Genomic DNA, 6908 nt, shown 5'->3' with positions numbered 1-6908 from the left:
GATATATTATAAATATTAAGTTTATTGTTTAATTCATTGGGGCTGGTTTAGGTTTTGTTTAGAAATATAGACTTTACATAATTATCACACGCAACTATACTCTTGAAAAATTTCGGTGGAGAAAATAATGGATACGCAAAGTAGTAGTCAAATAAGCAAGGCAAGCTAACCTATCTCTCTACAGATTTGTTGCTTGCCGAAAATGGCGGGCAGCACCCTCTCTTATTTCCTGAGTTGTGCATACCCAAGTAGACCCTTATTACTTGACGTTATCGTGGCGCTGGTGGTGTTTATTCACTTGAAGCCCATGTTTTAGTCAGCGCAACGAGATTCATTCAATCGTTGTCTGGTTATAACGCCAATGAGTGTGGGTGTAATATTTCACTCGATGTTTAATCATCGAGGGTAATAATTCGGGTTTTTATTATGGTATTTAACAACCACGCACTTTTTCCTCCCGGCAGAAACACGGGCTATTGCTGATTTATACCCTCGGGTTATATATCTCAGCACAATTACCTGTGTGCTAAATAGCACATGATTATTCTACCAATGATTAATTCATGGAGAGAATCATGGCATTAACTCCTTTTGTCGTAAATTTATTACTGGCGATGTGTTTGGGCGCATTAATTGGCGCTGAAAGACAATGGCGCCAGCGTATGGCGGGCTTACGTACTAATGCATTAGTCGCGACCGGTGCTGCAGTATTTATTCTCAGCTCTTATGCCACATCCCCTGATAGCCCTGGTCGTATCGCCGCTCAAGTTGTTTCAGGCATCGGTTTTTTGGGTGCAGGCGTCATTATGCGCGAAGGCATGAATATTCGTGGCCTGAACACCGCAGCTACACTCTGGTGCTCGGCGGGTATTGGTGTGCTTTGTGGCTTGGGACTGTATTGGAATGCAGTGGCCGCCACTGCCGTTATTCTGTGTGCCAATATATTGTTACGGGAGGCGGCGCAACGGATTAATATGCAGCCTCAGCAACAAGCCATAGACCTGGAAGTTCGTTACCGGATTCAGGTCACTTGTGGTGCGGAAGATGAGATATTGGTTCGAACCCTTATTTTACAGGCGTTAAATGGTGTGGCATTACGATTACAGTCACTTTGCAGTGCAGATATTGCCAAACCCGGTCAGTTGGAAGTGTGTGCAGAAATAATGGCGACACCCGCAGCGCAAAGAGAAATTGAAAGTATTGTTTGCCGTGTCAGTCTGGAGCGGAGCGTCAGTGCCGTCCATTGGCGTATCGCATCTGAATTACCTGCTTAATAATAAAGTAATTTACTCATTAATAAGTTGCTCAATTTTTTGCAATAAATAATTAAATACTGACCCATGTGGTAGTAAGGAGTTGTTATGGACGATCACCCCGGAGTTAACCAAATTAGTCGCTGCTAATTAAATACAAAGTTGGCAGCGCAATAATAGTTCAGCACATTTATCTCTCAATAATTGAGCGGATAAACCCTGTGCGTTTAGAATTAAAAGAGAAGCGTTATGACCCAATTCAAAAAAACAGTTACCAGCCGTAGCAGTAATAAAAAAACTTTTGCTATCGCGCAAGAAGCCAAGAATAGTTTGGATCAAACATTATCCAAGTTGAATGCTAATTTAAATGGGCTGACAGAAGAGGATGCCAGGGAGCGACTGGAATTATACGGCATTAATCAGGTAGCACATGAGAAAGCGCCTCCAGCGTTGCTTCAGTTATTGGCAGCATTTAATAATCCTTTTATTTTTGTTTTGATGGTATTGGCGGCAATCAGTTTCTTTACTGATTATTGGCTGCCATTACAACAGGGTGAGGAGACTGATCTGATAGGTGTCACTATTATTGTGACGATGGTATTGATCAGTGGTTTATTGCGTTTCTGGCAGGAGTACCGCACCAATAAAGCGGCTGAAGCCCTGAAATCGATGGTGCGAACCACCGCCACAGTATTACGCCGTAGTAGCCATAGTGCCCAACCGGCAAAACAAGAAATTGCGATTAAGCAATTAGTGCCGGGGGATATCATTCTGTTATCCGCCGGAGATATGATTCCGGCAGATTTACGGCTCATTAAATCCAGAGATTTGTTTATCAGCCAGGCGATCCTGACCGGAGAAGCTATCCCTATTGAAAAGTACGACGCAATGGGGGCCATCAGCTCAAAATCAGTAGATGCGGATGCCAATAGCGAGAGTGAATTACTTGAATTATCTAATATTTGTCTGATGGGAACTAACGTTGCCAGTGGAACGGCAATGGCTGTGGTTGTGGCTACCGGCGGGCATACTTATTTCGGGTCGCTTGCTAAGTCGATTGTTGGCACACGCGCGCAGACGGCATTTGATCGTGGCGTCAACAGTGTCAGTTGGTTATTGATTCGTTTTATGTTGGTAATGGTACCGATTGTATTGCTAATTAATGGTTTTACAAAAGGTGATTGGACTGAAGCGGCACTATTTGCATTGGCAGTTGCGGTTGGGTTAACCCCTGAAATGTTGCCAATGATTGTCAGTTCTAACCTGGCGAAAGGTGCAATTGCTATGTCACGGCGCAAAGTTGTGGTTAAGCGATTGAATGCAATACAGAACTTTGGTGCTATGGATGTGTTGTGCACAGATAAAACCGGCACATTAACCCAGGACCGCATCATTCTTGAACACCACCTGGATGCCAATGGCAGCAATGACAATAAAGTGCTGCAATTAGCATGGCTTAATAGTTTCCATCAAAGTGGTATGCGCAATCTGATGGATCAGGCGGTCATAAAATTTAGCCGCGGTAAACCTGAAATAGATGCTTTGCGCGGCTTTAACAAGGTCGATGAATTACCGTTTGATTTTATCCGTCGCCGTCTGTCAATTGTGGTAAAAGATGAGCAGCAGCACCAGCGCTTAATTTGCAAAGGTGCGGTGGAAGAGATGCTGAGCATCTGCACCCAAGTTCGCGAGGGAGATAAGATATACCCACTGGATGAAGCCCGCAGAGCCAAATTACTGGCGTTAGCCACGCAATATAATGAAGACGGTTTTCGTGTTTTGTTACTGGCAACCCGTGAGTTAGGGACTCAGCTCAGTGAATTACCGTTAAATATTAATGATGAACGTGATTTGGTTGTTCAAGGGCTACTGACTTTCCTCGATCCGCCAAAAGAGAGCGCGGAGGCTGCTATCACCGCACTGCGTGAAAATGGCGTTGCAGTAAAAGTGTTAACGGGCGATAACCCGATTATTACGGCAAAAATCTGCCGCGATGTCGGGTTGGAGCCGGGGGAACCGCTGAGTGGCCGTGATATTGAAGGTATGGATGATGAAACGTTAGCGCGTGAAGTCGAGTTGCGCACAGTGTTTACCAAACTTACCCCTTTGCAAAAATCACGGGTGCTAAAAATGCTGCAAAGCAATGGGCATACCGTTGGTTTTCTTGGCGATGGCATCAATGATGCACCGGCATTACGCGATGCTGACGTGGGGATATCGGTTGATACTGGCACTGATATCGCTAAAGAGTCGGCAGATATTATTCTGTTAGAAAAGAATCTGATGGTGCTGGAGGAGGGGGTTATTATAGGGCGTGAAACCTTCGGTAATATCATCAAATATCTGAATATGACGGCTAGCTCGAATTTCGGCAATGTGTTCTCAGTGCTGGTTGCCAGTGCATTTATTCCTTTCTTACCCATGCTTGCCATCCACCTGCTGTTACAAAACCTGATGTATGACATTTCCCAGCTCTCCCTGCCGTGGGATAAAATGGACAAAGAGTTTTTACGCAAACCGCGTAAGTGGGATGCTAAGAATATTGGCCGCTTTATGCTATGGATTGGGCCAACTTCCTCAATTTTTGATATTACGACTTATGCGCTGATGTGGTTTGTTTTTGCGGCTAACAGTGTTGAGCATCAGGCTTTGTTCCAGTCCGGTTGGTTTATTGAAGGTCTGTTGTCGCAGACGTTGGTTGTCCATATGTTGCGCACACAAAAAATACCGTTTATTCAAAGTACCGCCGCCTTGCCAGTGCTATTGACGACCGGATTGATCATGGCAATAGGTATCTATATTCCGTTCTCACCATTGGGAGCATTAGTCGGATTGCAACCATTACCGTGGCAATATTTCCCTTGGTTGGCAGGTACCTTAGTCAGCTACTGTGTTGTTGCGCAAATGATGAAGCAATTTTATATTCGCCGCTTCGGCGAGTGGCTGTAATTGCTTCGATTAATGGCTAGGTTTTATATCCGGCAAGATTATTTGTTGTTATCAGGGCATTGATATAACAGTTTCCGGGGCGAGTTGGCCCCGGAATTATGTCGACTATTCATTACTGACGCGAATCACCAACTTGCCAAAATTCTTGCCTTCCAATAGGCCGATAAAGGCTTGCGGCGCATTTTCTAGTCCGTCAACCAAGTCTTCACGGAACTTGATTTTGCCCTGATCAACCCATTGGGTCATTTGCTGTAGGAAATCACCAAAATGATGGCCATAGTCATCAATAATGATAAATCCTTGCATCCTAATCCGTTTGCGCAAAATGATGCTTTGCAACAGTGGCAAACGATCCGGGCCATCCGGTAATTCCGTATCGTTATAGCGTGCTATCAACCCGCATACTGGAATACGGGCGCGTGGGTTCAGCAATGGCAATACCGCGTCAAATACCGCACCACCTACGTTTTCATAATAAATATCAATGCCGTCAGAACAGGCTTTCTCCAATTGTTGCGCAAAATCTGTTGCCCGGTGGTCAATACAGGCGTCGAAGCCCAATTCTTCCACCACATAGCGGCATTTCTCCGATCCTCCGGCTATCCCGATAACTTTGCATCCTTTTAGTTTACCGACTTGCCCGACAACTGAGCCAACCGCGCCACTGGCTGCGGCAACGACCAGAGTTTCGCCCGCTTTGGGCTGACCAATATCCAATAGTCCCATATAAGCCGTGAAACCAGGCATGCCCAAAACGCCCAGAGAGCGTGAAGGATGGGAGAGTTGTGGCCCCAAATTGCGGATACCAGCACCATCCGATAACGTATAGTCTTGCCAGCCACTGTTGGCCAAAACCCAATCACCCACTTGAAACTCCGGGTGATTAGAGGCTTCAACGCGTGAGACGGCCCCGCCCACCATGACGTCACCAATTTCAACCGGCGCGGCATAGGAGGGGGCGTCGCTCATACGGCCACGCATATAGGGGTCAAGCGACAAATAGCGAGTGCGAAGTAGCACCTGACCTGCTGCGGGTTGCGCAATAGGTTGAATATCTAAGGTGAAATTTTCGCTGGTTGGTGTGCCATGTGGGCGTGAAGCCAGCAGAATACGGCGGTTACTGGTTTTATCTTGAGGCATCAAATTCCCTTACTTGGACGGAGTAAAAAGGCCGGTAGTGAACATAGCGAATATTAAAAATAACGCGTGTTGAGAATAATAGTAGAACTCGGCGGGATGATTTCAGCTAATAGTGCGGCAACACAGCGAAAGGTATTACGGTTCTGACAGAACGGTTGCCGCAACGCGCAGTTGCGGGTTAATTAAAGTGGGACGATCAACACGTCGACACTACTGGTATTAATCAGCTTGGCAGCAGAACAGGAGAGTTTATTCATCAGGCTTGTACTGTGGTTACCGCAGATAACTAAATCAATATGCTGCTGTTGGCAAACGTAAGCCATGCTATCAGCGAATTGCCCGTGCACAATGGATCTATCCTCTATGGGATAATCTGCATTAATCGCTAACTCCTCCATAAATAGTTGCGCTTCTTCTTGCAACACAGAACGCAAGTCTCCCAGCATGGGGGCAGCATAACTGCTGTACATTTCTGGCTCAGTTGTCAGGGTGATTAACGAAACCCTGCCATTATAGGGCCGCACGATAGAAACGGCTTTATTAACCAATTGTTGGCTATCGGGTGAAAGGGCAACTGCGACCAGTACATTTCTGTATCCCATCATTAAGCTCCCATAAGCGCGGCTATAGATTAAAGGTTAGGGGAATACACCTTTGATAAATGGGATGTCAGTCACATTTGGTTACGACCAGCCAATAATGCGAGCCGTGATAGGGCGTTAATTAAAATAGTCGCTAATAAGCAATGTTTGAAACTTATGTTTCAAACATTATTAATTACTTTCAATTACATTGTATTCACAAATTCCTTGTAAAAACGCGGATATGAACCAAAGTTAAAACTGCGGCAGAATGAAATGTGTGCAATAGCGTTGAACTGAAACATGCAGTTACCTCTGTTGCCTTTTTTAATACATGTTGTTGGGTTTTTTAACGTTAAAAGGTAAATGGGTTAATAAATGGTCGATAGGCGGTGTTTTGTGAAATCGCATAAATATTCGTTAAAACAAAATAGTTTCGGAAGGGTAGTTATAGGATAACCGAACTATAATCCTCTGCTTTAGTCCTTACTGCTGATAATTTTGGGTTATAACAGATTTATGTTCTACTATTTTGCTTTAGGAATGCTTTTGTTCGAACTGATCTAAAAACACTAAGAATTGGGCCTATATATCTAGTTTTTTAGCTCTTTTCTGACTTGTGAGTGTTTTTTAACCATGGGTGTGAGTGAAAAATGAACAATTATGGGTGTAAGAAACAGCTTTATATTTTATTTTTGTGACCTGCATCACATTGCATTTAAAATGAATCACTAGTCACATTGTATGTGCTAACGATTCGGGAGTAGAGTTGGGCCTCTTTAGGAATAATCCTAATATTTTGTAAGAAAAATTGCATAGCAAAATGCACTATCAGAGCAGCACAAAACCGAGCTGCCAAGTTTACGACATGTTATTTCATACCAAAATGGTATTTTTGTAATGTAACACCAGTAGGTTTTAATTACTTTTAGTTCTATGGGTTTTAATTAACTGTATAGCGGGAAGGATCCCAGGTCTTGGGTGA

At 44.3% G+C, this 6908-nt stretch carries 4 protein-coding genes; 2 read left to right on the top strand and 2 right to left on the bottom strand.

The window, feature by feature from the left end; genetic code table 11:
- Positions 1-575: 575 nt before the first annotated feature.
- Positions 576-1274, top strand: coding sequence for an MgtC family protein (locus V1952_RS02500; protein ID WP_193784678.1), 699 nt, complete (start codon positions 576-578; stop codon positions 1272-1274).
- 228 nt (positions 1275-1502) lie between these two features.
- A complete protein-coding gene (gene mgtA / locus V1952_RS02495; RefSeq protein WP_372558657.1) occupies positions 1503-4202 on the top strand; it encodes a magnesium-translocating P-type ATPase in 2700 nt (899 codons plus the stop codon).
- Positions 4203-4307: 105 nt separating this feature from the next.
- On the opposite strand, the gene V1952_RS02490 is transcribed toward mgtA, so the two are convergent.
- A complete protein-coding gene (locus tag V1952_RS02490; RefSeq protein ID WP_420074270.1) occupies positions 4308-5342 on the bottom strand; it encodes an NADP-dependent oxidoreductase in 1035 nt (344 codons plus the stop codon).
- 182 nt (positions 5343-5524) lie between these two features.
- The gene (gene uspC / locus V1952_RS02485; RefSeq protein WP_083163715.1) at positions 5525-5944 is read right to left on the bottom strand and encodes a universal stress protein UspC; all 420 of its coding nucleotides are present in this window, start codon (positions 5942-5944) and stop codon (positions 5525-5527) included.
- Positions 5945-6908 lie beyond the last annotated feature (964 nt).

This window comes from Yersinia sp. 2542 StPb PI, from assembly GCF_048593855.1.
Classification (GTDB): domain Bacteria; phylum Pseudomonadota; class Gammaproteobacteria; order Enterobacterales; family Enterobacteriaceae; genus Yersinia; species Yersinia enterocolitica_E.
Note: the sequence above shows the minus strand (reverse complement) of the source record. Positions and strands in the feature narration are given on the sequence as shown.

Excerpts from the sequence above, each read along its gene's own strand:
- uspC (WP_083163715.1), bottom strand. The coding sequence starts at position 5,944 with ATGGGATACAGAAATGTACTGGTCGCAGTTGCCCTTTCACCCGATAGC.
- V1952_RS02490 (WP_420074270.1), bottom strand. The coding sequence starts at position 5,342 with ATGCCTCAAGATAAAACCAGTAACCGCCGTATTCTGCTGGCTTCACGC.
- mgtA (WP_372558657.1), top strand. The coding sequence starts at position 1,503 with ATGACCCAATTCAAAAAAACAGTTACCAGCCGTAGCAGTAATAAAAAA.
- V1952_RS02500 (WP_193784678.1), top strand. The coding sequence starts at position 576 with ATGGCATTAACTCCTTTTGTCGTAAATTTATTACTGGCGATGTGTTTG.